The sequence below is a fragment of the Pectinatus haikarae genome (assembly GCF_015732185.1).
Lineage (GTDB): Bacteria > Bacillota > Negativicutes > Selenomonadales > Selenomonadaceae > Pectinatus > Pectinatus haikarae.
Window position 1 is genome coordinate 573,193 of the sequence record NZ_WIQM01000016.1, and the last position, 25,111, is coordinate 598,303.

Consider the following 25,111-nt stretch of genomic DNA (forward strand, 5'->3'; position numbering starts at 1 on the left):
AAAATTATTTCAGGCCGCTTCCTATCTTCAGGCAAATTTCACAGCAGCAATACAGATTAATAAATTGGCCAGCATTGCCGCATAATCTCCCGCATTAAGCTTTGTCGAAGCCATGAAGGTCCTTTTTTTCTTATCGGAAAACCTTCGCAGGGATAAACTTATCGCCATATTTTCACTGCGGGATATGGCTTTGAAAACCATCGGCTTGAGAATCATCATATAATCCACAATGCGCCGCACGGGATTGCCTGCGGAATGAAATCCTCTGCATGCCTGAGCTTGCCGTACCTCTTTGCTTTCTTTCAGCAGATCGGGCACAAAACGCAATACAGCAGTTATCATAAAAGCATAATCATACGGCAGACGGCATTGCTTTACAAGCGATGCCGTTATTGATTGTGTCGGCGTTGTTGCCACAAGTATCAACAAAGACACCGCCATTATAAACATTTTATAGGCAGACCCCACTGCCAAAAACAAGGATGTACCGAAAAGCAGCTGTATGAGAGCGAGCACTACAGCAAATACAGTCAGAGCACCGATACCCTTCCACAAAACTTTACCGCCGCCCATTAAGGCGGCACAGAACAATTCCAGAAAAATAAGAATACCCAATGCATAGAGGCTCGCAGTACAAAGACTTGCTACTGACACTGTCAGCGCCATAAGCAGCTTTGTTAATGCTGCAAAATCAATTACACTAATTGTTTTTGCCATTTTCTTCCCTCCGGACAGCAATTTTGTTGTATAATTCCGCCGGTGTCAGGCACAGCTCCAGCTTCATTTCATGACTGATGCGCACAGCTTCAGGCAGTTCCAGCCCCAGTGCAGCAGTCCTTTCTTCATCCGTGAACAGCTCACGCGGCGTTCCCTCAAAAGCTATACATTTATTGGAAAGAACCAGAACCCTATCCGCATGCTCTGCCAGAATATCCATGTCATGCGTTATCAGTATAATTCCTATTCCCTTCTTATTCAGCTTTCTCATCAGACGCAGCAGAACAGTCCGTTCCCTGCAGTCCTGTCCCGAAGTCGGTTCATCAAGGATCAGCAGCTTAGGTACAGCAGCAAGCGCAGAGGCTATTGACAGCCTTTGCTTGTCTCCCAGCGACAAAAGCTGCGGCATGCACTCCTGCTTATCTGCCAGCTCCGTATCAATGAGTGCCTGCTGCACATTTTCCTCTGCCAGCTTTATATCCATTCCCAGTGCCAGAGGTGCATAAGCAGCCTCGCTGTGCACCGAAGATGCAAACAGCTGGTGATCGGGATTCTGAAACACATAGCCTATATCCTTTGCCAATATATAAGATGGCATATCGCTGATAATTTTTCCGTTGAGTTCAATAGTTCCCGCATCCGGTTTCATAAGTCCCATAATAAGCCGGGTAAGCGTAGTCTTACCCGTGCCGTTGCGTCCTGCCACAGCCGTTATCAGCGTTGTGTCTATCTGCACGTTTATATCGTTAAAAATCTTTTCCCTGGCATAGGAAAAAGAAATATTTTTCAGATTCAGCATATGCCCTGCCCCATTTCCCAGCGAATCTTCCAGCGAAGCGGAATAACTTCAGGATACACTTTATTTTCATACATATATTTAAAGCATTTATCCTTTTCTCCGCTTATTTTCAAATAAGATTTATCAATAACCGCCATTTGGGCCTGCATATCAAGAACATATTTCAGATCATGTTCTGCCACTATAATAGTTTTACCGTCATCTTTATTTAACCTGTACAACAGCTCATAAATTTCTTTTGCTCCTTCAGGATCAACTGCGGCTACCGGTTCATCAAGGACAAGCACCGGTGTATCCATAGCCAGCACAGCAGCGATCACAAGGCGCTGCTTCTGACCTCCTGACAATGAAGAAATTTTACGGCTGCCCATTTTTTCCAGACCTGTTTTTTTAAGAACGTCATCACGTTTTTTTATTATATCCAGCGGGTCCATGCCTATATTTTCCAAAGAAAAAGCTATTTCATCGTTAACAGTTTCCGTAACCAGCTGAGCTTCATAGTCAGCCATAACCACACCGAACTTTCTGTTCAAAAGGGCCGGATCATCGTTGATGATATCAAAACCGTCTATATTTATAGACGAATTTTCAAAGCCTCCGAAATAAGATGGTCTTACACCGGCCATAGAAAGGAGCAGCGTGGTCTTGCCACTGCCGTTTACACCGGTAATAACAAAGAAACTGTTTTTCGGTATAGTAAGATCAATATCATGCAGTATAAAAGGAGCTCTGTCTGCAATATTATCATCATTGAAAATTTTTGCCGCAGGTAAATACAAAAGTTGTCCGGCAATACTGCCCAGTGCCGCTACCAAAAGCACAGCAGGCAGCATTGCATAAAGATAAAGAGACATTGGCAGAGATAATACAATTTTTGTAAGCGTAACAAAAATACCGCCACTTATAAACGTAGTTATAAATATAATTATCACAGGTTCCAGTCTCAATCTGCCAAGCTTGAAATCAAGAATATGTGACCCAGCCAATAATGCGCATACCAGCGCTGCGACCGGATCACTTATCAGATTGGCATACGGCAGAGCTGCCTTTGATGTCATCGTTGCTATTATTCCCGAAACCATGCCTATGCCGAATCCCTGACGCAGTGACGGTCTGCACAGCAATATAGCTGTTGCGTACATTACTATGTTCCAATTGAGGGATATTCCGCCTACATTAGGCGATATTATACGCAGTATAACACCTATAGCTAAAAGTAAAGTAGTTATAGTTATCCAGCGCAGATCACTTTTATTATAACGTTTATTCTTCGTCATTGGACCATTCCCTTATTTAAAATTCAGCTATGTTCTTTTACTTACCGACAAGATATATTTTAACATGATAACTTCTTAAATCAAATCTTTTTATTTTTTGCATAAAAATAAACCGCCGCAAATCAAAGTACAAGATTTACGGCAGTTTGGCCCGAAAGCTCCATTTATTTCCCAATAATCAATGCTATCGTGCTGTATCCGTCCATGCATATCAAGTACAGCACATACTCAAAAACCTATCCTATTTAAAAGCAAAAGTCATTTTTGCCGCTGTATCTGCATAGTTATCAGAGCGGAGGACCACCTTCAGCGCAGAATCCTGCCCAGAAGGTGAAAGCAATACTGCCTTGCCGAGCGGAATCTCAAATTTCAATTCTCCGCCTGCGGGAATATTTATATCGCGGCGATATTCAACAGCCTTTGCCTGATGACTGGTAATTGTATTTGGCGGGTCGTCAATTTTAGCCAAATCAACATTATATGGTATCACTTTTACTATTGGATTTTTTATATCACTGTCTGTATTATTTTTTATGGAAAGTACAAGTTTGGCATTATTGGGAAAGGACACTGCCTGCCCCCCTTTGGAACCCCCGGCATCAGACAAGTCAGAGGCCTTTCCCATATGCACCACTGTGACACCCGCATTTTCTTCCTGCGGTCTGTCAGGAAAAGCAAGGGAAACCCCCAGCTTTCCCTTGGCAAAACTGCCGGAACCGTCGCTTGCTGAAACTGCTGCCGAACCATCCCCCGCCGCTTCAGCGCCCATGCCTCTTTCAAGCTGCAGATCGGCCGCCTCGACTGCCGCGGCTTTTTGTTCACGGGCAAAAGCCTGCTTTGTCTGCATGTCCTTCACCGGATCATAAAAATGATTTGTGAACCATATTCCGCCTAAAATCAAAACGTAAATGGCTGCACATGCAGCAGCGATCTTATAAGGAGAAATAGTACCTGCATTTTTTACTGCCTTCAGCAGCTGATTTCCATTGCTGTAACGTTCATCCGGAGAACTGTCAAGACAACGTTTCAACACTTTTTCATACTTGCCCTTATAATCTGCCCCCAAAAAATTTTGCATTGTCATTCCCAAAGAATAAACATCACTGCGGAAATCTGTCCTGCCCATAACAGACTGCTCCGGCGGCGCAAAACCGATCATCCCTTTATAAACAGACACATCTTCATAATTTTTTCCTTCCGCGGCATGATCAAGCCCGATAAACTTCACCCGTCCTCCCATAAACATTATATTCTTCGGGCTGATGGCACGATGCATTATCGCCTTATCATGCAGCGCTTTCATACCGCCTGCCAGCTGTGTGAAGATCATTTTTGCCAGTTCGTCACCGATCGGTTCAAGCTCCCGCTGCTTCATCCATTCGTCAAGCGTCGTTCCTGTCAGATATTCTTCAATGACGGTAGTGATGCCAGCTGCTGAATTTTCATTTGCATATATGATCTGCGGCAAAGCAGGATCTGAAAATGATGCCAGTTTTTTATAGGCAAGATCTATACCATATATATGCTTCAATACAAAAAATTTTCCTGTATCCTTCGACTTTACCAGCAGTGTTTCACCCTGACTGTTATTTTTCAATTCTCTGACAATCCTATAATTGTCTTCGATGCCATCTGCTGCAGATGCATTACTGCTTTCAGCCTGAGCCGCATCATTTACAAGCTGTTCCTGATCCATAAATTCCAACCTGCTTCTTCCATTTTTGTAAAATTCTGCCTCAATATCGCTGCAAAATAATCTTCGTTTTAATTTTATTATACTTTGTACTAATAAATTATAATTTGACATCGAACATAAAAATCCCTGTTTAATGAAAAATTTTATTACAGCCAGACGAAGTCCCTATCATATTTTTATTTACTTTATCATGGACTTGCAGCTATGCCTTCAAAGTGACTGACCATTTCTTTATATTATGATCTACACGCAATATCAATACCCATGCTCTGATAAAGCCTTATTTATCCGTACCCGCACCAATAAAACCTATTATCAGTACGTATGCCTTTATCTTATGATCTTTCATCACCCCACTTACTATTGCCAAAAATAAACCGCCCGCTGCTGTTTTAAAGCACGGGCGGTATTATTTCTGCAAACTTTACCTATTATTTTTCATACAAAGCCTCGCCGTCAGTGGCAATGACATTTTTATACCAAAAAAATGAATCTTTTGTATATCTTTTCAAGGTTCCGCTGCCATCATCATTGCGATCGACATAAATAAAACCATATCTTTTTTTGAGTTCTGCCGTCGAAGCACTGACCACATCAATGCACCCCCAGGTCGTATACCCCATAACTGGAACACCATCTGAAATTGCTTCACCGACCTGTAAAAGATGCTGCTTCAAATAATCGATACGATAATCATCATGAACAGTTTTGCCTCCCTTTCCATCATCGACAAGCTCATCCACTGCCCCCAGACCATTTTCTACGATAAATAAAGGTTTCTGCCAACGATCCCAAAAAACATTGAGCACATAACGCATTCCCTGCGGATCTATCTGCCAGCCCCATTCGGATGCAGGAAGATATGGATTTGAAACCCCGCCCATTATATTTCCCTGCCCTTTTATCTTCTTTTCTTCATCCGCAGTTTCGCAGACACTCATATAATAGCTGAAAGACACAAAGTCCACGGTATTTTTGAGAATTTCCGCATCATCTTTATCCTGTTTTAATTCGATATGATTTTCTCTGAAATAACGTTTCATATATCCCGGGTATTTCCCTCTGACGTGTACATCGCCAAAAAAATAATTCATATGATCTGCCTTCATTGCGGCGATCACATCGTCTGGATTTGGCGACAGCGGGTAGGTCGGCATACTTAATACCATACAGCCGATCTTTGCCTTCGGCATCATTTCATGGCCTATTTTCGTTGCCAGGGCAGAAGCGACTAATTCGTGGTGAATTGCCTGATAGAGGTCCTGTTTAGACAATTGATCTTTCGGTGTGTAAATCCCTCCGCTCATGAAAGGTTCATGCAATACCGAGTTGATTTCGTTAAAAGTAAGCCAGTATTTTACCTTATCCTTGTATCTGGCAAAAACTGTTCTTACATAGCGTTCATAAAAACCGATGAGATCACGATTTACCCAGCCATCATATGCTTTAGCTAAATTCAGCGGTGTTTCATAATGTGATAACGTAACTAATGGCTCTATCCCATATTTATGGCATTCATCAAATAAACGATCATAAAATTCCAAACCTTTTTCGTTTGCTTCCGCATCGTCCCCCTGTGGAAAAATACGGCTCCACGCAATCGAAGTACGAAATGTCTTAAAACCCATTTCTGCGAAAAGTTTAATATCTTCGGGATAACGATGATAAAAATCAATCCCTGTTAATTTCATATTATCTTCTGTCGGTAAATCCGTATGCGGCGTTTTTATCCCGCGCGGCATAACATCCTGAATACTTATTCCCTTGCCGTCTTCATTATAAGCGCCTTCACATTGGTTGGCCGCTACAGCACCACCCCATAAAAAATCTTTTGGAAATTTCATTGTATCCAAACTCCTTTATAAAAATTATTATCTTTTTTGCGCCGCAAGCCAGTCCATATGCAGTGCAATAAAACCAGCTTCATCTTCGGCCATATTTATAGCAAACTTCTTATTAAGTTTCAGGACAGCTTCTCTGCCTATTCGAAACTCTTCCGGATAAAATCGCTGTATTTCCCAGATCATCATATTTCGTACAATATTACCATTTTTGAAGCGTTGAACAGCCATATGTATGTGGTCAGTCAAGGAAATATAAATACCTTCATTCAAATTTTTTCTGAGTTTACTTTCTGCCAATTCAATAATCTCATTGGATATTTCCACATATTCTATGGACAAATCCGCTAAAAGTTTTTTCAGCTTCTCCATCATTTCATGATCAGAAAGCGTATAAACCTTATCAATCATTGAATCGTCAATGAAATCCCCTATCCTTTTTTTAAACGCTATACCGCATCCCATGGCCACGATTTCCTGTCCATCTGTATTTTTACTGAGAATGACATTATTATTTAATATCTTTTTTATCAGCATCTTAAATTACTCTCCCTGCAAAGAAGTATTCATCCTTTATGCGAACGCAAAAAAGACGAATAAAACAGGGATTGCCCCTCGCTTTGTTCGTCTGTGAAATCCATACGCTCATTCATTTTAATCCCTCCAAAAATTTCTTTTGAAGGTTTGGCCAACTAAATGTCACCATACAAATATTAGTTTCATATTAGCATACAAAACAATCAATGTAAAGATTATAAAAATTTTATTTATTCTATCAATAATTAATGTAAATTTATTCCCAGATATTTATTACAAAATCTTGCAATCAGCATTGTGACGTGATAAAATATTTAAATGAAATGTTATGTAAAGGAGTGAATTAATTGCCAAATATTAAATCTTCAATTCAAAGCGTAAAAACTGATGCAGAACGCCGCGCGAAAAACGTATCGGTGAAATCTACCGTTAAAACTGCTTTTCGTAAAGTCAATGATGCAGTTAAAGCTGGCAATGCTGATGAAGCTAAGTCTCTTTTAGCTGTTGCCTGCAAAAAAATAGATAAAGCTGCCGCTGATAATGTTTTTCATAAAAATGCAGCAGCCCGCCGTAAATCTCGCTTGGCTCAGAAAATCAACGCTCTGGCTAAATAATTTTTTACCTGCTTCTATAATCGCGGAGCAGGTTTTTTTACGCCTTTAAAACTCTCTTAATAAAAAATGATTGACACTAAACCTTCTTTATGATAAAATAATTTTCGCAGTTATGAAAAGAATATGGCCCTGTAGCTCAGTTGGATTAGAGTGTTTGACTACGAATCAAAAGGTCGCAGGTTCGAATCCTGCCAGGGTCACCATTAACATGGGTAGGTGCCCGAGTGGTTAAAGGGAACAGACTGTAAATCTGTCACCGCGAGGTTACGATGGTTCGAATCCATCCCTGCCCACCATTTTACAATTTCATACATGGCCCTGTAGCTCAGTTGGATTAGAGTGTTTGACTACGAATCAAAAGGTCGCAGGTTCGAATCCTGCCAGGGTCACCATTAATATGGGTAGGTGCCCGAGTGGTTAAAGGGAACAGACTGTAAATCTGTCACCGCGAGGTTACGATGGTTCGAATCCATCCCTGCCCACCATTTATTAATTGGCAACAAAAGTTTTGACAATATTTTGTCAGAGCTTTTTTTAGTTTTACAATAAACAAGAAAGCAGACAAGAACACTCTCTGTTCTTGTCTGCTTTCTTGTTTATTGTGCGTTTAATCTACAGCAACAATCACTGAACTGGCTTTTATTACTGCGTAAGCTTCCTTCCCCACTTCAAGGCCAAGTTCTTTTACTGACTGCTTTGTTATGGTAGCAGAAACAATATCCCCGCTTGCGAGCTTGATTTTCACAACATCGTTTACGCTGCCCGTATCAATGCCGCATATTACACCTTTTAGCTGATTTCTTGCACTTAATCTCATTTTCTCACCTCATTTCTTTAGTAAAATAAGTTTATCCTCCGGGATAGTCAGAAATATCGGCTTGTCTCTTAAACGAACCCATGCATCTTTTTCCAGCTCCCAGCGCAGCAGCAAACTTTCTTTGTCATGGGGGCGGATCATAATAATGTAGGAGAAGGTATCCTCAATTACTTTTATGATCTGCGCAGAAAAACAATTCACCTGCTGCTGAGCCGTTGTCGGTTCAAAAAAATGTGCTCTAAACCCAACATAAGACAAATCGTCCGGTACCTGCTGAGCAGTGAAAAGTTCCAGCTGCCAGTCGACTGCATATAAATAATGCTCATCAATTTTATGAGCTTTTGAAGTATTTTTGCAGCCTGTCAATACTGCTGCTGTTAACGTCTGTGGATCATCGAAAATGCCATATTTATCGCTTACTGTCTCAATATGCCCATTACTCATGACAGCAACATGATTGCACAAACGATACACTTCATCACGATTATGCGAAATGAAAAGAGTCGTCTTTTTATATTTTTCAAGCAGATCGCCCAGTTCCAGTTCAAGCTGCCATTTAAGATAGCTGTCAAGTGCTGAAAAGGGTTCATCCAGCATCAGCAGTCTGGACTGTGCAGCCAAAATTCTGGCAAAAGCCACTCGTTGCTGCTGTCCCCCTGAAAGATTTGCAGGATATATGCTTTCTAATCCCTGCAGATGAAATCTCTGAATATATTCTTCTGCGGTTTTGCTTTTGTTTTCTTTACTGCCGCTGACCACAAAAGCAATGTTTTCAAATACTGTCATATTCGGAAACAAAGCATAGTTTTGAAAAAGATAGCCGGAATGACGTTTTCTGGGTGAAAGATTTATATTTTTCTCACTATCAAACAAAACTTGTCCGTCAAGTTCTATATAACCGCTGTCCGGTGTCTCTACACCGGCGATGCATTTCAATGTCATACTTTTGCCGCATCCCGAGGCTCCCAGTATAGCAAAAATTTCATTCTCCACGTTGAAATCAACATCAAGAGTAAATGCGTTCAGCTGTTTTTTTATTTTTACTTTCAATGCCATACTCAGACCCCATTCCCCGCAGAGGACTTCATCGCATATCGCCCATTGTTTTTCAGCCATAAATTCATAAGAACTATCACGACAAAAGATATAGCAACTATTATCCCTACCCAGAAAAATGCTGCATTATTATCACCGGCCTGCACAGCCGAATATATTGCGGTTGATATAGTTTGTGTTATTCCCGGAATATTGCCCGCAACCATAATTGTTGCGCCAAATTCACCGAGAGCACGGGTAAATGCCAATATCACCCCGGCAATAAGGCTGTGCTTTGTGTTTGGCAGTATTATATGCCAGAAAATTTTCCAGTCAGAAACGCCTAATGTTTTTGCCGCATAAATAATATTTTCATCAAGCTGTTCAAATGCGCCTCTCGTAGTTCGATACATAAGCGGAAAAGCTACAACCACCGCTGCCAGAACCGTAGCTTCCCAGGAAAAGACCAGTGAATAACCGAAGGACATCATTATCTGACCGATAGGGCTGTTTTTGCCAAAGGCGATCAAAAGGATAAAGCCGACCACTGTAGGCGGCAAAACCAAAGGCAGTGTCAATATAGCATCCAGAATTCCCTGAAAATGTTTCAGCCGCACTACAATATATGCAGCATATATACCTGTAAAAAAAGCTATGACAGTAGCCAGACAGGATGTTTTAACAGATATTAGAAGCGGTGAATAATCCATCATCATTTAGCCATTGTAAAGCCGTATTTTTCAAATATCTTTGCAGCTTCAGGTGTTTGCAGAAAAGCCACAAAATCCTTTGCTGCATCCATGCTTTTTGTCGATTTCAATATTGCAACAGGATAGATTATCGGTTTATGAGAACCGTCAGGTGCCTCTGCTACAATGTTCACTTTATCGGAAATAGCAGCATCAGTCTTATAAACTAAGCCGCAGTCAGCTTCTCCGTTTTCGACCCATGCAAGCACGGCACGAACATCATTCCCATAAACAGCTTTGGGAGTGACAGCATCCTCGTATTTAAGATTTTTAAACACTTCTTCAGCATATTGCCCGGCGGGAACACTCTTAGGATCTCCTATAGCGATCTTTTTTGCCTTATCCGTTATAATATCAGAAAATTGTTTTATATCATTTTTATTGTCCTTAGGAGTTATAAGAACTATTTTATTTATCAGAAGATCCTTCCGCGTACCGTCTGCCAGCAGGCCTTTACTGTCCAATGTGTCCATTTGCTTCTGTGCTGCTGAAATGAATACATCTGCAGGAGCTCCCTGCTCAATTTGTGACTGCAATGAACCGCTTGCTCCAAAATTAAAGGTCAGTTCTGTATTAGGCTGCTTTTTTTTGTATTCTTCTGCCAGTGAATTCATAGTCTCTTTCAAACTGGCTGCCGCTGACACTACGATCTTCTGCTGTTCTGCCGCCTTAGCACTGCTTTCATTTTTTTCCTCATTTTGCTGACCGCATCCGGCTGTCAGCACAGCTGCCGTCAACATGGCAAACAACAGTGTGACCATGATGTTTTTACATCTCTTCATAATTATCTAACTCCTTATTTCCAATTCTATTTTTAGAATAATTGATTGATCGAGAAATTGATAGTTAATTGCAGACATTCTTCAAAAAGAAGATATTGATGAAAAAAATATCATAAACGCTAACCGAACAGAATAGCTCACACAAGTACATATATATTTTCTCTGTGTATTTATGTACTGTATTAATATACTATTATTTTTTATTGTTTGTGTCAAGAAGGTTTCATTTTATAATATATCAAAATATGTTATCAATATTATTTGTATATTGGTTAATAACTTTGCAAAAGAAATATGTATACACTTTTTACTTGTTTTTTTTAAGAAAAAACCAGTAATTTTTATAATTAAAAAATATTATTGCTCATACATAAAAATATTATTGTTCAGTAAATTAAAAAATAAATATTTATAAAAAAATGTACACACTTCAAATTCAGCAGAAATGTGTACATTAAAGATATATATTGGAATTTTTTAATCAAAAAGACTCTGAATTAAGAACATATCATATTCTGAACTTTTTGGTTTCATCAAGTAATTTATCTGTCAGCTGCTGCAGATTTTGGCATGAGGCGGAAATTTCTTCCAGCGAAGCTGTCTGCTCTTCTGTAGATGCTGAAGTATTTTCCATTTCATCAGCAACGACCTTCGTTTCTTTATCCACTTCTTGTATTCTGGAAAGAATATTATCACCATTTTTAGCTACTTCGTCCATCGTTTCTGACATTTCCCTTACCTGCATGGCTACAGAGGCAGCGATCTGCATTATATTGGAAAAGGCTTCTCCCGATTTATTGACAGATTCCATGCCCGCCTGAACTTCTCCTGTTCCAGAAGATATAGCGTCAACAGCTTCCTGTGTTTCCTTCTGAATCCGGCCGATCAAGCCAGCGATCTGCTGCGCCGATTGCTGAGACTGTTCCGCAAGTTTTCTTACTTCTTCCGCTACAACGGCAAAACCTTTCCCCTGTTCACCGGCCCGTGCTGCTTCAATAGCAGCATTGAGCGCCAAAAGATTGGTCTGTCCTGCAAGTCCCGAAATAGTATCGACTATCTGTCCGATTTCCTTGGAACGATCTCCCAAGGCAGATATGACATCCGAAGAACGCCTGGTGGTTTCCTCTATCTGCTTCATCTGCTCTATAGTGGAAAACATTATCTGTGTTCCTTCATTTGCCGTATTAAGGGCTTTTTCTGCATCATCAGCTGCAGCTCGGGCGTCACTGGAAACAGCCTGCATATAGTTCGTTATATTCGCAGTATCCTGTGTGGACTGACTTATTCCCTTTGACTGTTTATCTGCGGATTGAGCCACTACAGTAACGGATTGTGCTATATGCTGTATCGCATTTGCTGACTGATCCGCTCCTGATGCGACCTGAGAAACAGTATTTGCTACATTTCCGGCGGTGCTTTGTATCGTTCTGACCAATGTATGAATATTTTCAATAGTTTTGTTGTAAACAGAAGCCATTTCACCAAATTCATCAGTACCCGTAAATTCTATCTTTTGTTTTAGATCCCCATCGGAAACTTTTTGGCTTACTAACAAAAATGCATTTATAAATTTACTCATATAACGTGTGACCACAGTTGCTATAGCCATGCCTATTATTATGGCTATAAGCAGACCTACACCTGTCATAATCTTGCTTTTGGTGTATTCGCTCTGCCCATCGGAAACATTTTTAGCTGTAGCTGTATTTATTTCTTCTACATAACTCTTTATATCATTATTAAGTTGTTCGCGCAACTGCCTTATTTTAATGGTCTGTGCTTTAACAGTATCTGTTTCCAAATTTTGCCCTGTTTTAAAATTTTTTATCCTATCATTTGTTAATTTTTTATAATCCTGCCATAGAGAAATGGTATTGGTTACACGTTCTTTATAACCGGAAAACGATTTTTCCTGCAGTTCGTTTAAATCCTTATCAATAACTTGCTCAATATTTTGCATTGCATCCGTCCCTTCACTGGAAGAAGGTCGAAGCATAGCATTGCGCTGTGCTGCCATATATTCACTCAGCTCTTTGTCTATATTGGTTATCAATACTAATTTAGGAACGCGCTCTGTCCCCAGCTCATTAAGCCGTGAATTTACTTTATCCATGGAATATAAAGAAAATAAACCTATAATCCCCGTTAAAATTATTACAACTGCATACGAAATATACATTCTGGCTTTTAAATTCATCCCATAAACACATCCTTTGTCTTTATGTAAAATAATTGATATCCCACATCAATAATTGTATGCAATATGCCCACAGACACAACTCTGCAAATTTTTCTTCTATTTAAGAAATATTCTGCAAACATACTGTAGAATAGGACTAATAAAAATATTCTCAACATTAATAAACTCATTTTTTCTTTACCTATCCCACCTCCTTATGCGAGACAGTTCGCACAACAGATAAACAACGCCCTTAGTTATGTTCCGGTTGCAGAATGTCAATAAAAAAGCACTATTATCTTGATGAACGGTACCTTATTCTCTTTTGAAAAGAGTATCAGATACCGTTCCCATGACCGAATAAAATTTAAAAATCCTATTTTCATGAATCTAAGGAAAAGCATTCAGGCAAAGTATTCCTGAAACCATAATAATATAAGACCGCATCGACGATCCGCTTGGCAGCATGACCATCACCATATGGATTGCAGGTGCTGGCCATACGCATATATTCGGTTTTATCATCAAGCAAATATTTTACTTCATTATAAACGCGGTCCTTCTCTGTGCCTATCAGTTTTACAGTACCAGCCGCTACAGCTTCCGGGCGCTCCGTAGTATCACGCAATACTAAAACCGGCTTTCCAAGCGATGGCGCTTCTTCCTGAATACCGCCCGAATCTGTCATTATAAGGTAAGATCGATGCATCAGATTTGCAAAAGGTTCATAATCCAGAGGATCTATCAAATGTACTCCCCGCAGTCCTCCAAGTTCCTCATTGACGACTTCGCGTACCTTAGGGTTTTTATGCACCGGAAAAATTATTTCCACATCTTGATACTCAGAAACAATCTGCTTCATCGCTTTATATACATGGCGCATCGGTTCTCCGAGATTTTCCCGGCGGTGTGTCGTTACCAAAATGACACGTTTATCTATGTAATCTATATTCTGCAGCATCTTATCGGCAAACTTATAGTTATCACAGACTGTTTTATGCAACGCATCAATGACTGTATTGCCAGTGACAAAAATATTCTTCTCCGGAACATTTTCTCTGATAAGATTTTCATGAGAAACTTGCGTAGGTGCGAAGTGGAGATCTGCCAGCGCACCGGTCAGTTTTCTGTTCATCTCTTCGGGAAAAGGTGAATATTTATTATTTGTTCTCAAGCCTGCTTCGACATGTCCTACCGCGGTTTCATGATAATAGGCCGCCAGTGCCCCCGCAAAAGTAGTCGTTGTATCTCCGTGAACAAGTACCATATCAGGATGTTCTTCGGTCAAAACCTCATCCAGTCCCCGCATAGCTTTATCTGTTATATCAAAAAGAGTCTGCCCTGCCGCCATTATATTAAGATCATGATCAGGTTTTATTGAAAAAAGATTCAATACCTGATCGAGCATTTCTCTATGTTGAGCTGTAACTGTTATGACAGGTTCTATTTCTTCGTGCCTGGCCAGTTCCAATATAACCGGAGCCATTTTAATGGCTTCCGGTCTGGTGCCAAAAACAGTCATTACTTTGATTTTTTTCTTCATGGACTTTCCTCCCACCGTCGGATAATAAAATATCAGGTATGAATGTTATTTTTAGGATGAAATATCCCAATCTTCCTTGCACCGTAAATAATAACAAGCAATATAAATAACACTATTATCACGCCGGCATATTCACTGACCTGTGTCAAAGCTATTGCGCTAAGCCCCAAAAAACTGCTGAACACATACATCAACAGCACAGCCTGCCGCTGTGTAAACCCCAGATCCAAAAGACGGTGGTGAAGATGTCCCTTATCCGGTTTAAAGATAGGAACACCGCTTCTATATCTGCGTATAATAGCAAAAGTCGTATCAAGAATAGGCAGTCCAAGTGCCAAAATAGGTACAATCAAGGCAATTGTAGTAGCACTTTTCACAACGCCGATTATAGACACACCTGCCAAAATGAATCCTAGAAACATACTGCCGGTATCTCCCATAAAAATGCGCGCAGGATTAAAATTGTATTTCAGAAACCCCAGCGAAGACCCTACAAGAGAAGCAGTGATAAAAACAATAAACGCATCTCCCTGCTGATAACCAACCAAAAGCAATGTTATAGAAGCAATAGTGGAAACACCAGCAGCAAGACCATCAAGACCATCAATAAGATTGACTGTATTTGTCAGGCCTACAATCCAAAAAACGGTCGCCGGTACAGATAGATACTCCAAAAAAATCCAATCGCCAAAGGGATTGGTCACAAAATCAATTCTGACATCAAAAGATACAAGTATACATGCCGCAGCGATCTGTCCAATAAGTTTCACCTTGGCAGGCAGGTTTTTATAATCATCTATTATTCCGACGACAACAATAAATGTCCCGCCGATCAAAAGTCCTGCCAGATCCATCCCATGTTCAGCAGCTATATCTGTAGTAAATGACAGTATCAATACCGTCATCAAAAAACCGATATATATTCCCAACCCTCCCAGACGCGGAACAGGATGACAGTGTACTTTCCTTTTATCTGGGGCGTCCATCGCATCCGTTTTAACAGCAAATTTTATCACCATCGGCATTATCAGCAATACAATGACCAATGAAATGATAAATGCCAGAAGAGAACTCGGCATCTTTACAGCGCACTTCCTTTACTATAAGCAAACAATACCCTCTTTATCCATGGATGCAATTCTATTCAAAAGCTATCCACAGCCAAAGCTGTCAGTTTCATCACTGAAAAGCCTTTTATGAATATGCCATTCAACTTATACCAAACAGCAGGTCTTGTTTATTATTTGATGTGAATACTGCTATTATCTTAACCTAACCCAAGAAATATATCAATATATTTTTCTGGGATCAGCTTCTACGACTGAACCGTCAGCTTCCAGATAAACAGCCTTATCGATCATAGCATTGCAGATCATGCGCCTGCACAAAAGACATGGTTTGCCCGATGCCAATGTTCCATCCTCATTACAGCCGACGATGTAAATCACTGCACCCTTCATTTTTACCGGATCGGCAGCTATTATCGCATTTTGTTCGGCATGTACAGCCACACACAATTCATATCTTTGTCCTTTGGGAACATGCTGCCTTTCCCTTTCACAGATTCCTGTATCAATGCAGTTATCCTCACCGCGCGGAGCACCGTTATAACCAGTACTGACAATAATTCTATCCTTTACAATGATAGCGCCATAGCGTCGGCGGAAGCATGTGGAACGCCGCCCTACCGCTCTGGCTATATCAAGAAAATATTCTGTCCAATCAGGACGGCTGTATTTATTCATATTTTTCTCCAAAACTATAAGACCAATATATGGCAGCCCGATTATAGCGTACCGAACAATCTGTCGCCGGCATCACCGAGTCCCGGCACTATATAACCGTTTTCATTAAGTTTTTCATCAATAGAGGCTGTATATATTTTTATATCGGGATGCATTTCATTTATAGCTCTTATACCTTCAGGTGCAGACACCAGGCACAGATAAATGATATGCTTTGCCCCTTTTTCCTTCAACAGAGAAAGAGCAGCCGCAGCCGATCCTCCCGTGGCGAGCATAGGGTCAATGACAATGAGCGTCCTCTCTGCCACGTCAGTCGGCAGTTTGCAGTAGTATTCGACAGGTTTGAGTGTCTTCGGATCTCTGTACATTCCCACATGTCCTATTTTTATAGTCGGAATAAGTTTGACGATACCGTCTACCATTCCCAGCCCGGCGCGTAAAATAGGGATGAGCCCCATCTTTTTGCCATTGAGAGTTTTAGAGCTGCATTTTGCCACCGGTGTATTTATGCTCACGTCTACAAGAGGCAGATCACGTGTTATCTCATATGCCATCAGCATCGATATTTCTTCCAGCAGCTCCCGAAAATCCTTAGTGCCTGTTTCTTCCATCCGCATCAATGTCAGCTTATGCTGCACCAGTGGATGATCAATAACGCTTATCTTTAAATCGTCAGTCATTTTTATTCTCCCTCAGATCAGTATAAAGGATATTTTTCACACAAGGTCTTCACTCGCTTAGCAGCCTGTGCCATTATACCTTCATCATTTGGATTATTGAGTACTGCAGCTATTATGCCGGCTGCTTTAGCCATATCCTTCTCATCAAAACCGCGTGTAGTGAGTGCCGGTGTGCCCAGCCTTATACCACTGGTCACAAAAGGACTCAACGGTTCAAACGGTATAGTGTTCTTGTTTACGGTTATACCTATATCATCAAGCAGTTTTTCAGCATCTTTTCCGGTGATGTTTTTATTTCTGAGATCCACCAGCATTAAATGATTGTCTGTGCCGCCGGAAACAATACGAAAGCCTTCCTGTGTCAGCGCTTCTGCCAAGGCACGTGCGTTCTTTATAATCTGACGCTGATATTCCTTGAATTCGTCACTCAGAGCTTCCTTGAAAGCAACAGCTTTGGCTGCTATGACATGCATCAGCGGACCACCCTGAATGCCAGGGAAAATAGCTTTATTGAACTGCTTGCCGAATTCGGCATCACGACAAAGGATAATCCCGCCGCGCGGACCGCGCAGAGTCTTATGTGTCGTCGAAGTAACTACATCGGCATATTCTATAGGATTTGGATGAAGACCTGCAGCCACAAGTCCGGCAATATGAGCCATATCAACCATCAGATAAGCGCCGACAGATTTAGCTATCGCTGAAAGGCGTTGAAAATCTATGATCCGCGCATAAGCGCTGGCTCCGGCAATTATCATTTTGGGATGATGCTTTCGTGCCAGCTCTTGCAATGAATCATAGTCAATGCGCTCGGTTTCTTTATCTACGCCATACGGCACGACATTAAAATATTTACCGGAAATATTCACAGGGCTTCCGTGTGTGAGGTGACCGCCGTCAGTCAGATTCATTCCCAGGACTGTGTCGCCGGGCTGCAATAAAGCAAAATAGACTGCCGTATTAGCCTGGGCGCCGGAATGCGGCTGTACATTTGCATATTCAGCACCGAACAATTTTTTTACGCGGTCGATCGCCAGCTGTTCAACAATGTCGACACATTCACAGCCGCCATAGTAGCGTTTTCCCGGATATCCTTCCGCATACTTATTGGTCAGAACACTTCCCTGTGCCTGCATTACCGCATTGCTTACTATATTTTCCGACGCAATGAATTCCAATTTATTACGCTGCCGGGCAAGTTCAGCATTTATAGCATTATTTACCTCCAGATCTACTTTCTCCAAACCATCCACAAGATTCATTTATATCCTCCTAAAAACTCCCAAGTATTATATAAGCTGCTTATTTATCTGCAATAGCCATTATTTTATCCACACGCCGCTTATGGCGTCCACCCAAGAATTCTTCTGCCACCCAGACACGCACCATTTCAGCAGCGGGACCAAAACCAATATCACGGCCGCCCATTGCCAAAACATTAGCATCATTATGCTGACGGGACATACGTGCTGTAAATACATTATGACACAGTGCGGCCCGTATACCGTCAACCTTGTTGCAGGCAATGGAAATCCCTATACCTGTACCGCAGAGTGCTATTCCTCTTTCAGCTTCACCGGAGGTTATCTTAGCACATATTTTTTCAGCTATGTCTGGATAATCAACCGAGTCTGCTGTATACGTGCCAACATCTTCAACTGTTATATCGGTAAATTCAGCCAATACTTCTTTGATATAGTTCTTCAATTCCAGAGCGCCCTGATCACAGCCAATAACAATTTTCATAAAAATCAGCATCCCATGAGGATGCTTCTACACCACCTATCATTTTTAACATAATTCTAACATATTGCATCATCCGCTGGCAAATATTTTACACTTTCCAGCAAAATTCAATCATTGAAATTTACTGATCGGAAAATATCATACACTTATAATTGTCTGTCCGCTTGCCTTTTTCAGACGATTCATGATAGCGAGTCCCACTCCTGTCTGTACCGTTCCTTCTGCCAAAATAACATCCACATTTTTATCGTCAAAATACAGCAGCGCATTATATAAATTAGCCGCTATTGCATATAAATTTTTTCTGCTGCCGTAATTATATACAGCATCACTGTCAAAAAGACCGGCAATTTCACTGCTCGCTATGATCCCGACTTTGAATCCAGCCCTTTTTCGTCTGCCTAATTCCCCGGTCAAGGCTCCCAGCATATTGGCAGCTTTTCCGGAAAATAATATCAACGGCGCTTTCGGTGCATAATGGCGATATTTCATACCGGGTGCTTTCGGCACTTCATTTTTTCCCGTTAAAGCAGGATCTACAGCTACTTTAGGAAATATTTCTTCCAGCATTTCTTTGGTAATTGCTCCCGGGCGTAAAATAATCGGTATATCTTCAGTACAATCCACTATCGTTGATTCGACACCGAAGCCTGATGGTCCGCCGTCAAGAATAAGCGGTATATGACCGTTCATGTCACGATAAACATCATTTGCGGTCGTGGGGCTCGGACGACCTGAAAGATTGGCACTCGGTGCCGCTATGGGAACTCCCGCCATACTTATCAGTTTTCTTGCCGTATCATTATCCGGCATCCTCACTCCCACTGTGGATAAACCGCCTGTAATAGCGTCCGGCACCGTGTTCTTTTTAGGCACAATTATAGTTACGGGTCCAGGGCAAAAAGCTGCCATGATCTCCATAGCCGTATGCGGCAGCCGATCCGTTACCATAGACAGCATTCTTATACTGTCTATGTGCAGTATAAGAGGATTATCCGAAGGACGTCCCTTAGCTTTATATATTTTTGCTGAAGCCTGTGCATCAAGACCATTCGCTCCAAGCCCGTAAACTGTTTCAGTCGGAAAAGCCACTACTTCTCCGAGCTTGATGAGTTCTGCCGCTTTTTTTATACCTGATTCCCCGGCATCCTCTACCTTTATTATTTCCGTTTCCATAATATAACCACCCGCTCTATTCCTGCCAGATCTCTTAATACTTCAACTTTTCCCCAGGTATTTTTCTGCGCTAATGCTTTTACATCCGAAGCCTGATTTATTCCTATTTCACAGGCAAAAAAACCATTTTCCGTCAACAATTCTTTACTGTCAGCCAAAAGCCGTCGGTAAAAATTTAATCCGTCAGCATCGTCTGTCAGCGCCCTTCTCGGCTCATATGCACGCACCTCAGGAGCTAATGCAGGCATATCGGCAAGAGGAATATACGGCGGATTGGATATGATAGCTGCCAGCCGGCCTTTGTTTTCCTCTTTTTGCAGCGGTTCAAGCAGATCTCCCTGCAAAAATTCAAGGCTGTCAGCTACTTTAAGAAGTACGGCATTCTTTTGTGCCATTGCCAAAGCCTCCGCTGATATATCAACAGCAACTCCTCTAAGATTTTTTCTCAGTTTGACCAGTGATACAGCAATGGCACCGCTGCCCGTACCTATATCGGCAAACACAGCCTCACTGTCTCCAGGGAGACGCTCGATCGCAGCTTCAACTAAAAGTTCTGTTTCCGGTCTTGGCACCAAAACATGCTCACTGACCTTAAAAGGCATCCCCATGAATTCCTTCTGTCCTGTCAGATAAGCAACAGGTATGCGCGCAGCCCTTTTTTTTACCAGCCCGCGGAATTGCACCAGTTCATTTTCCTGCAAGGGCTCATCAAAATGTACATATAAATATATTCTTTCCTTACCTAAAAGATGGGAAAGAAGAACTTCGGCATCAAGTCTCGGCGAATCGATGGCTTTTGCAGCAAAATATTCCTGTGTCCATTTCAAAAGCGCGCCTATAGTCCATACTTTTGTATCACCCGCGTGCAATTTATTCTTTGTCATATATCATTACCTGACCTGCTGCAGCCTTTCCGATTGATCGGCCGTAATAAGTGCATTTATCAGCTCATCAAGTTCACCGTTCAGCACCGAATCAAGCTTATGCAGTGTCAACCCTATGCGATGGTCCGTAACACGCCCCTGCGGAAAATTATAAGTCCTTATTCTCTGGCTTCTGTCACCCGAACCCACCTGACTTTTTCTGTCGGCAGCTATACTGTCACGCTGATTTTTTTGCGCCGCATCATTGAGTCTCGCTCTCAATACACGCATAGCTTTTTCCTTATTTTTCAGCTGGGATTTCTCATCCTGACATTGTACTACTATTCCTGTCGGCATATGCGTTATACGGATCGCCGAATCAGTCTTATTTACATACTGTCCACCGGCACCGCTTGCTCTGTATGTATCTATACGCAGATCAGCCTGCTTTATATCTATTTCTACATCTTCTACTTCCGGCAGTACCGCTACAGTCACTGCGGAAGTATGTATTCTTCCGCCAGACTCTGTTTCGGGAACCCGCTGCACACGATGCGTTCCGCTTTCATATTTGAACCGGCTGTATGCGCCCCGGCCTTCAATGCAAAAAGAAATTTCTTTAAAACCGCCAAGTTCAGTGGAATTGGCATCAAGGATCTCACTTTTCCAGCCTTTCATTTCTGCATAGCGTGAATACATGCGGAACAGATCACCGGCAAACAGGGCAGCTTCATCTCCGCCGACACCGCCGCGTATTTCGATGATAACATTTTTATCATCATTGGGATCTTTGGGCAAAAGTAAAATGGGAAGCTCTTCCTCAAAAGCTTCCTTTACTTTTTGCAATGCGGTTATTTCCGTTTCCAGCAATTTTTTAAATTCACTGTCAACTTCTTCAGCCTGCATTATTTTATTTTCACTTAACTCACTGCATGTTTTTTTGTATTCCCGATACTTTGTTACTATTTCATTAAGAGATGCATGTTCTTGACTATATCGCTGCCAGCGCGGAATATCCGCTAAAATATCAGGATCGCTTATGAGCGATTCCAATTCCAGATATTTACTTTCAATTGCCTCTAACTTTTCTAACACGAACGCTTATCCTTCCCCATATATCAATTATTATCGAGTGCCTGCGCAAACGACAGCTTTGCATCATATTCTTTTATGGTATTTTCCTGAGTTTGTACGACCACTGCTTCTACGGCCTTGACTGCAACTTCTATCATCGATTCATCAGGTTCTTTTGTAGTGAGCCGCTGAAGCCACAGGCCCGGCAAAACGGCAATATGCACAAGAGGATTGTTTGAGCGCCCGGAAAACCTAATAATTTCGTATGATATTCCTGCAACAACCGGCAGTAATATAACACGCGACAAGATCCTATACAGAAGATCCGGCCAGCCCAAAAAGGCAAATGTCACTATGCTGACCAGCATGACGATCAATAAAAAGGATGTACCGCAGCGCGGATGAAACCGCGAAAATTTTTTTATATTTTCCGGTGTAAGAGGAACTCCCGCTTCATATGCGAAAATAGTCTTATGCTCAGCTCCGTGATATTGAAAAACACGGTAAATATCCTTCACTCTGGATATCCCGTATATATATATAAGGAATATAGCCAGTCGCAATACGCCCTCTCCCAAGTTCATATAAAAGGGATCATCTGTCGGAAAATATTTTGCTGCAGCGGTAGGAATAACCACAAACAGCAAAATTGCGGCTGCTATGGACACAAATATTGTAATAGCCATATCTTTATCCGAAAGTTTATCATCCTCTTCCTCACCTGCCATTTTGGCCGAATAGGAAAGCGAACGCATACCAATCATCAACGATTCACCGAGAGAGAGCACACCGCGCAGGAAAGGTTTTTTCAAAATAGGGTACTTGCTGCCGAGTGAATTTACAGGTCCTTTTTTCACACAGATTTCACCCGACGGTTCGCGGACAGCTGTAGCTACATATTCAGCACCACGCATCATCACGCCTTCAATGACAGCCTGACCGCCTATATTCATTTTCGTACAGCTTTTTTCTTTCACGCCTAAACTCCTTTATTCCATAGATATTTATTGTTCACACTAAGCTTTCTTCCACCCCAAAATCAAAGAATATTATGCATGGGGCCTGACCTTTGCCAACGTATTTATTCGATCAATTTCTCATCTGATTATCAGCCGAAAAAATAATTCTATATATAAATGAAGCAGAGCATTACTGCTCTGCCGCCCATAACAAATATTATTTTGTCCCGTAACGTTTGTTAAATTTTTCAATTCTACCACCGGCAGCAGATTCACGCTGACGTCCCGTATAAAACGGATGACATTTCGAGCATATATCTACGCGCAGATTTTCTTTAACAGACCCGGTTTTAAAAGTATTGCCGCAGCCGCAAACAACTGTCGCTTCTTTATAATCAGGATGTATTCCCTGTTTCATATAACACACCTCATTTCTACTAAGCTATCGGTTTATAATTATAGCACACTGCTTTGTCTCTTGCAAGCAGCCGCCGGATTATTCACCGTTCATTTTACCGTCTTAAAACCGCCTATACCCATAAGATTTTTTGCCCGTTTTTAAAACAAAATCATCGATAATGAAAAAGAAATCTGCCCTTTTACTCTTAAGCTTCTGATTCTTTTTGCTCACGTAATTTTCTCATTTTCTTTTTATGATCTTTTTTCCATCTGTTGCTGTAACGTTCTTCCTCACTGAAAATACAACCGCAATAGGGCTGTCTGTATAGCTCTAATTTTTTGCATATCTCTACTCCTTCATCCCAGCCTGTACGAAAATCCTCATAAAAAAACGGAATATTTTCAGCTCGGGCAATCTTTTCGGCTGCATCCTTCATAACATTATGCAGTTGATAAGGACTGACGAACAATGTAGAAGTAAATGCATCAAAACCATTCTCTCTGGCATATACTGCCGTCTTCCGTAACCTCCACGCATAGCACATGCGGCAGCGGGGTTTTTCTGCCAGCGTTTCTTCACGCTTTTCCGCCGACAGAGCTCTGCGTAAAAATGTTCTGAGATCATAATTTTTATCAGCTACAACTGCTAATCCTGCTTTGTCTCCAAATTCCATCGCGGTGTCAATTCTTTGTTTAAACTCCTTATAAGGATGAATATTGGGATTAAAAAAATAACCTGTCAATTCATGCCCGCCAGCACGCAGGTTTTGCACAGGGTAGCAAGAGCATGGACCGCAGCACATATGCAAAAGTATTTTCATCCGACTTACCTTCTATTATTTTCTTCAAATAATTTTTCCTGTTTTACGGCACTGCCTGTCACAGAGATATTCATATGCTTATATCCCAGAGCCGTTACTATGCGGCCGCGCGGTGTGCGATTGATAAAGCCCAATTGGAGTAAATACGGCTCATATACATCCTCTATAGTGTCGCGCTCCTCACTTATAGCTGCTGCCAAAGTTTCTACCCCCACCGGCCCGCCGTCGAACTTCTCGATCATTGTCATGAGCATACGTCTGTCAATATTATCAAGACCGGCTTTATCAACTTCCAGCATTGCCAGAGAACTATCAGCAATCGCATCAGTTATAACACCGTTGCCTTTTATCTGAGCAAAATCACGCACTCGTTTCAAAAGTCTGTTTGCAACACGCGGCGTACCGCGCGATCTTTGTGCAATCTCGGCAGCACCCCTGTCTTCAATTTCAATGTTTAAAATTTCTGCTGATCTTTTAATAATATAAATCAGCGCTTCCGGTTTATAGTACTCAAGACGCGAAATAACACCAAATCGGTCTCTTAAAGGTGATGCCAATGCCCCGACACGTGTGGTCGCCCCGATAAGGGTAAAAGGGGCTATATCCAAACGAATAGAACGAGCCGATGGTCCTTTTCCTATTATTATGTCCAATGCGTAATCTTCCATAGCAGAATACAGCACTTCTTCCACACTGTGCGACAGTCTGTGTATTTCATCAATAAAAAGAACATCTTTTTCCGTCAGATTAGTCAAAAGAGCCGCTAAATCACCGGCTCTTTCAATGGCCGGCCCCGATGTAACTCTAAAATTCACGCCCAGTTCATTTGCAATTATTGACGCAAGCGTAGTCTTGCCCAATCCCGGAGGACCGTAAAGAAGCACGTGATCAAGAGCCTCTCCCCTTGATACTGCTGCCTTTATGAAAATCGCCAAATTCTCTTTTGCCTTATCCTGTCCAATATATTCATTCAGATGTTTAGGACGAAGGCTGTACTGCCACATATCCGTATCATTTTCTGCCCCGGCAATAATGCGGTCTTCACTGTTTTCCATACCATTC

25 protein-coding genes and 4 tRNA genes are annotated in these 25,111 nt (G+C 41.5%); 5 read left to right on the plus strand and 24 right to left on the minus strand.

Features of this window, described 5'->3' with window-relative positions; genetic code table 11:
• Nucleotides 1-27: 27 nt before the first annotated feature.
• The 6 genes from I6758_RS13290 to I6758_RS13315 form a co-directional block, all read right to left on the minus strand.
• Nucleotides 28-717 (minus strand): energy-coupling factor transporter transmembrane component T family protein, encoded by a 690-nt coding sequence (locus tag I6758_RS13290; RefSeq protein WP_196605722.1) that lies wholly within the window; start codon nucleotides 715-717, stop codon nucleotides 28-30.
• Complete coding sequence (locus tag I6758_RS13295; RefSeq protein WP_196605723.1) at nucleotides 701-1,516, minus strand: energy-coupling factor ABC transporter ATP-binding protein; 816 nt, start codon at nucleotides 1,514-1,516, stop codon at nucleotides 701-703. The genes I6758_RS13290 and I6758_RS13295 overlap by 17 nt, the downstream gene beginning before the upstream one ends.
• Nucleotides 1,510-2,793 carry an ABC transporter ATP-binding protein gene (locus I6758_RS13300; protein WP_196605724.1) on the minus strand — a complete coding sequence of 428 codons (1,284 nt, stop codon included), beginning with the start codon at nucleotides 2,791-2,793 and terminating at the stop codon, nucleotides 1,510-1,512. Before I6758_RS13300 ends, I6758_RS13295 begins: the two co-directional genes overlap by 7 nt.
• A gap of 241 nt (nucleotides 2,794-3,034) precedes the next feature.
• Nucleotides 3,035-4,489, minus strand: coding sequence for a serine/threonine protein kinase (locus tag I6758_RS13305; protein WP_196605725.1), 1,455 nt, complete (start codon nucleotides 4,487-4,489; stop codon nucleotides 3,035-3,037).
• A 431-nt stretch (nucleotides 4,490-4,920) separates the two neighbouring features.
• The gene (locus tag I6758_RS13310; protein ID WP_196605726.1) at nucleotides 4,921-6,333 is read right to left on the minus strand and encodes a glycoside hydrolase family 1 protein; all 1,413 of its coding nucleotides are present in this window, start codon (nucleotides 6,331-6,333) and stop codon (nucleotides 4,921-4,923) included.
• Between the two features lie 27 nt (nucleotides 6,334-6,360).
• Nucleotides 6,361-6,867, minus strand: a complete 507-nt coding sequence (locus tag I6758_RS13315) for a PRD domain-containing protein (RefSeq protein ID WP_196605727.1) — start codon at nucleotides 6,865-6,867, stop codon at nucleotides 6,361-6,363.
• A 347-nt stretch (nucleotides 6,868-7,214) separates the two neighbouring features.
• Between I6758_RS13315 and rpsT the strand changes: the two genes are divergently transcribed.
• The 5 genes from rpsT (at nucleotide 7,215) to I6758_RS13340 (ending at nucleotide 7,966) form a co-directional block, all read left to right on the plus strand.
• Nucleotides 7,215-7,481, plus strand: coding sequence for a 30S ribosomal protein S20 (rpsT, locus tag I6758_RS13320; protein ID WP_196605728.1), 267 nt, complete (start codon nucleotides 7,215-7,217; stop codon nucleotides 7,479-7,481).
• Nucleotides 7,482-7,606: 125 nt separating this feature from the next.
• A tRNA-Arg gene (locus I6758_RS13325) sits at nucleotides 7,607-7,684 on the plus strand.
• 7 nt (nucleotides 7,685-7,691) lie between these two features.
• Nucleotides 7,692-7,777, plus strand: a tRNA-Tyr gene (locus I6758_RS13330).
• A gap of 18 nt (nucleotides 7,778-7,795) precedes the next feature.
• Nucleotides 7,796-7,873, plus strand: a tRNA-Arg gene (locus tag I6758_RS13335).
• Between the two features lie 7 nt (nucleotides 7,874-7,880).
• Nucleotides 7,881-7,966: transfer RNA gene (locus I6758_RS13340), tRNA-Tyr, on the plus strand.
• 122 nt (nucleotides 7,967-8,088) lie between these two features.
• Here I6758_RS13340 and I6758_RS13345 read toward each other — a convergent pair.
• The 18 genes from I6758_RS13345 to ruvB all read right to left on the minus strand — a co-directional run bounded on the left by I6758_RS13345 (nucleotide 8,089) and on the right by ruvB (nucleotide 25,104).
• The gene (locus tag I6758_RS13345; protein ID WP_196605729.1) at nucleotides 8,089-8,298 is read right to left on the minus strand and encodes a TOBE domain-containing protein; all 210 of its coding nucleotides are present in this window, start codon (nucleotides 8,296-8,298) and stop codon (nucleotides 8,089-8,091) included.
• Between the two features lie 9 nt (nucleotides 8,299-8,307).
• On the minus strand, nucleotides 8,308-9,354 hold the full coding sequence (locus I6758_RS13350; RefSeq protein ID WP_196605730.1) for a sulfate/molybdate ABC transporter ATP-binding protein: 1,047 nt from the start codon (nucleotides 9,352-9,354) through the stop codon (nucleotides 8,308-8,310).
• A 2-nt stretch (nucleotides 9,355-9,356) separates the two neighbouring features.
• Nucleotides 9,357-10,043 carry a molybdate ABC transporter permease subunit gene (modB, locus tag I6758_RS13355; protein ID WP_196605969.1) on the minus strand — a complete coding sequence of 229 codons (687 nt, stop codon included), beginning with the start codon at nucleotides 10,041-10,043 and terminating at the stop codon, nucleotides 9,357-9,359.
• 2 nt (nucleotides 10,044-10,045) lie between these two features.
• Nucleotides 10,046-10,864 (minus strand): molybdate ABC transporter substrate-binding protein, encoded by an 819-nt coding sequence (modA, locus tag I6758_RS13360; protein WP_196605731.1) that lies wholly within the window; start codon nucleotides 10,862-10,864, stop codon nucleotides 10,046-10,048.
• Nucleotides 10,865-11,372: 508 nt separating this feature from the next.
• The gene (locus I6758_RS13365) at nucleotides 11,373-13,061 is read right to left on the minus strand and encodes a methyl-accepting chemotaxis protein (protein WP_196605732.1); all 1,689 of its coding nucleotides are present in this window, start codon (nucleotides 13,059-13,061) and stop codon (nucleotides 11,373-11,375) included.
• A 364-nt stretch (nucleotides 13,062-13,425) separates the two neighbouring features.
• Nucleotides 13,426-14,586 carry a non-hydrolyzing UDP-N-acetylglucosamine 2-epimerase gene (wecB, locus tag I6758_RS13370; RefSeq protein ID WP_196605733.1) on the minus strand — a complete coding sequence of 387 codons (1,161 nt, stop codon included), beginning with the start codon at nucleotides 14,584-14,586 and terminating at the stop codon, nucleotides 13,426-13,428.
• 32 nt (nucleotides 14,587-14,618) lie between these two features.
• Complete coding sequence (locus tag I6758_RS13375; RefSeq protein WP_196605734.1) at nucleotides 14,619-15,665, minus strand: glycosyltransferase family 4 protein; 1,047 nt, start codon at nucleotides 15,663-15,665, stop codon at nucleotides 14,619-14,621.
• Nucleotides 15,666-15,875: 210 nt separating this feature from the next.
• Nucleotides 15,876-16,331 carry a deoxycytidylate deaminase gene (locus tag I6758_RS13380; RefSeq protein ID WP_196605735.1) on the minus strand — a complete coding sequence of 152 codons (456 nt, stop codon included), beginning with the start codon at nucleotides 16,329-16,331 and terminating at the stop codon, nucleotides 15,876-15,878.
• Nucleotides 16,332-16,372: 41 nt separating this feature from the next.
• Nucleotides 16,373-17,011, minus strand: coding sequence for a uracil phosphoribosyltransferase (gene upp / locus I6758_RS13385; RefSeq protein ID WP_196605736.1), 639 nt, complete (start codon nucleotides 17,009-17,011; stop codon nucleotides 16,373-16,375).
• 17 nt (nucleotides 17,012-17,028) lie between these two features.
• On the minus strand, nucleotides 17,029-18,273 hold the full coding sequence (glyA, locus tag I6758_RS13390) for a serine hydroxymethyltransferase (protein WP_196605737.1): 1,245 nt from the start codon (nucleotides 18,271-18,273) through the stop codon (nucleotides 17,029-17,031).
• A 40-nt stretch (nucleotides 18,274-18,313) separates the two neighbouring features.
• Nucleotides 18,314-18,757 (minus strand): ribose 5-phosphate isomerase B, encoded by a 444-nt coding sequence (gene rpiB, locus I6758_RS13395; RefSeq protein ID WP_196605738.1) that lies wholly within the window; start codon nucleotides 18,755-18,757, stop codon nucleotides 18,314-18,316.
• A 138-nt stretch (nucleotides 18,758-18,895) separates the two neighbouring features.
• On the minus strand, nucleotides 18,896-19,933 hold the full coding sequence (locus tag I6758_RS13400; protein ID WP_196605739.1) for an L-threonylcarbamoyladenylate synthase: 1,038 nt from the start codon (nucleotides 19,931-19,933) through the stop codon (nucleotides 18,896-18,898).
• On the minus strand, nucleotides 19,918-20,817 hold the full coding sequence (gene prmC / locus I6758_RS13405; protein ID WP_196605740.1) for a peptide chain release factor N(5)-glutamine methyltransferase: 900 nt from the start codon (nucleotides 20,815-20,817) through the stop codon (nucleotides 19,918-19,920). Before prmC ends, I6758_RS13400 begins: the two co-directional genes overlap by 16 nt.
• A gap of 6 nt (nucleotides 20,818-20,823) precedes the next feature.
• Entirely contained in the window at nucleotides 20,824-21,891 is a 1,068-nt protein-coding gene (prfA, locus tag I6758_RS13410; protein WP_196605741.1) for a peptide chain release factor 1, read from the minus strand.
• Between the two features lie 23 nt (nucleotides 21,892-21,914).
• Nucleotides 21,915-22,823: a DUF1385 domain-containing protein gene (locus tag I6758_RS13415; RefSeq protein WP_196605970.1), complete on the minus strand. Its 909-nt coding sequence runs from the start codon at nucleotides 22,821-22,823 to the stop codon at nucleotides 21,915-21,917.
• Between the two features lie 223 nt (nucleotides 22,824-23,046).
• Nucleotides 23,047-23,247: a 50S ribosomal protein L31 gene (gene rpmE / locus I6758_RS13420; RefSeq protein ID WP_196605742.1), complete on the minus strand. Its 201-nt coding sequence runs from the start codon at nucleotides 23,245-23,247 to the stop codon at nucleotides 23,047-23,049.
• A gap of 187 nt (nucleotides 23,248-23,434) precedes the next feature.
• Nucleotides 23,435-24,049 carry an epoxyqueuosine reductase QueH gene (locus I6758_RS13425; RefSeq protein ID WP_196605743.1) on the minus strand — a complete coding sequence of 205 codons (615 nt, stop codon included), beginning with the start codon at nucleotides 24,047-24,049 and terminating at the stop codon, nucleotides 23,435-23,437.
• 5 nt (nucleotides 24,050-24,054) lie between these two features.
• Entirely contained in the window at nucleotides 24,055-25,104 is a 1,050-nt protein-coding gene (ruvB, locus tag I6758_RS13430) for a Holliday junction branch migration DNA helicase RuvB (protein WP_196605744.1), read from the minus strand.
• Nucleotides 25,105-25,111: the final 7 nt, after the last annotated feature.

Bases quoted from the DNA above. Each gene is read 5' to 3' on its own strand.
- I6758_RS13350 (WP_196605730.1), bottom strand. From the start codon at position 9,354: ATGGCATTGAAAGTAAAAATAAAAAAACAGCTGAACGCATTTACTCTT.
- I6758_RS13365 (WP_196605732.1), bottom strand. From the start codon at position 13,061: ATGAATTTAAAAGCCAGAATGTATATTTCGTATGCAGTTGTAATAATT.
- I6758_RS13375 (WP_196605734.1), bottom strand. From the start codon at position 15,665: ATGCCGAGTTCTCTTCTGGCATTTATCATTTCATTGGTCATTGTATTG.
- I6758_RS13305 (WP_196605725.1), bottom strand. From the start codon at position 4,489: ATGGATCAGGAACAGCTTGTAAATGATGCGGCTCAGGCTGAAAGCAGT.
- I6758_RS13415 (WP_196605970.1), bottom strand. From the start codon at position 22,823: ATGAATATAGGCGGTCAGGCTGTCATTGAAGGCGTGATGATGCGTGGT.
- rpiB (WP_196605738.1), bottom strand. From the start codon at position 18,757: ATGAAAATTGTTATTGGCTGTGATCAGGGCGCTCTGGAATTGAAGAAC.
- I6758_RS13345 (WP_196605729.1), bottom strand. From the start codon at position 8,298: ATGAGATTAAGTGCAAGAAATCAGCTAAAAGGTGTAATATGCGGCATT.
- wecB (WP_196605733.1), bottom strand. From the start codon at position 14,586: ATGAAGAAAAAAATCAAAGTAATGACTGTTTTTGGCACCAGACCGGAA.
- I6758_RS13310 (WP_196605726.1), bottom strand. From the start codon at position 6,333: ATGAAATTTCCAAAAGATTTTTTATGGGGTGGTGCTGTAGCGGCCAAC.
- modA (WP_196605731.1), bottom strand. From the start codon at position 10,864: ATGAAGAGATGTAAAAACATCATGGTCACACTGTTGTTTGCCATGTTG.
- I6758_RS13290 (WP_196605722.1), bottom strand. From the start codon at position 717: ATGGCAAAAACAATTAGTGTAATTGATTTTGCAGCATTAACAAAGCTG.
- I6758_RS13425 (WP_196605743.1), bottom strand. From the start codon at position 24,049: ATGAAAATACTTTTGCATATGTGCTGCGGTCCATGCTCTTGCTACCCT.
- I6758_RS13380 (WP_196605735.1), bottom strand. From the start codon at position 16,331: ATGAATAAATACAGCCGTCCTGATTGGACAGAATATTTTCTTGATATA.
- modB (WP_196605969.1), bottom strand. From the start codon at position 10,043: ATGGATTATTCACCGCTTCTAATATCTGTTAAAACATCCTGTCTGGCT.
- ruvB (WP_196605744.1), bottom strand. From the start codon at position 25,104: ATGGAAAACAGTGAAGACCGCATTATTGCCGGGGCAGAAAATGATACG.
- upp (WP_196605736.1), bottom strand. From the start codon at position 17,011: ATGACTGACGATTTAAAGATAAGCGTTATTGATCATCCACTGGTGCAG.
- prmC (WP_196605740.1), bottom strand. From the start codon at position 20,817: ATGACAAAGAATAAATTGCACGCGGGTGATACAAAAGTATGGACTATA.
- rpmE (WP_196605742.1), bottom strand. From the start codon at position 23,247: ATGAAACAGGGAATACATCCTGATTATAAAGAAGCGACAGTTGTTTGC.
- I6758_RS13400 (WP_196605739.1), bottom strand. From the start codon at position 19,933: ATGGAAACGGAAATAATAAAGGTAGAGGATGCCGGGGAATCAGGTATA.
- I6758_RS13300 (WP_196605724.1), bottom strand. From the start codon at position 2,793: ATGACGAAGAATAAACGTTATAATAAAAGTGATCTGCGCTGGATAACT.
- glyA (WP_196605737.1), bottom strand. From the start codon at position 18,273: ATGAATCTTGTGGATGGTTTGGAGAAAGTAGATCTGGAGGTAAATAAT.
- I6758_RS13295 (WP_196605723.1), bottom strand. From the start codon at position 1,516: ATGCTGAATCTGAAAAATATTTCTTTTTCCTATGCCAGGGAAAAGATT.
- I6758_RS13315 (WP_196605727.1), bottom strand. From the start codon at position 6,867: ATGCTGATAAAAAAGATATTAAATAATAATGTCATTCTCAGTAAAAAT.